The 255-nt window shown below is 43.5% G+C and carries 1 protein-coding gene; it reads right to left on the bottom strand.

Annotated elements, in window-relative coordinates; all coding sequences use genetic code 11:
* Positions 1 to 255: group II intron maturase-specific domain-containing protein (locus tag M3180_RS22525; protein ID WP_285855857.1), on the bottom strand; the 255-nt coding region annotated here is incomplete at both ends.

Genomic DNA, 255 nt, shown 5'->3' with positions numbered 1-255 from the left:
TCGTATCGGCTAATGCATAATAACCGCACCAGCCTGTGAGATATTGATTAAGTTCCTTTATTCGTAGTTCGATCGGGATTGGCTTACTCCGAGAGGTGATCGCTTTAATCTTTGTTTTCACTCGATCCAGTGATAGCTTTGCGATCTTTATTCGCGGATTTTTCTTCTCCCAGCTGAACGTGAAACCTAGAAATTTACGCCTCCATGGACGGTCAACCGCGCTTTTCTCTCGGTTAACTTTCAACTTCAGTTTTC

This window comes from Paenibacillus camelliae (genome assembly GCF_023715345.1).
GTDB lineage: Bacteria > Bacillota > Bacilli > Paenibacillales > Paenibacillaceae > Pristimantibacillus > Pristimantibacillus camelliae.
Note: the sequence above shows the minus strand (reverse complement) of the source record. Positions and strands in the feature narration are given on the sequence as shown.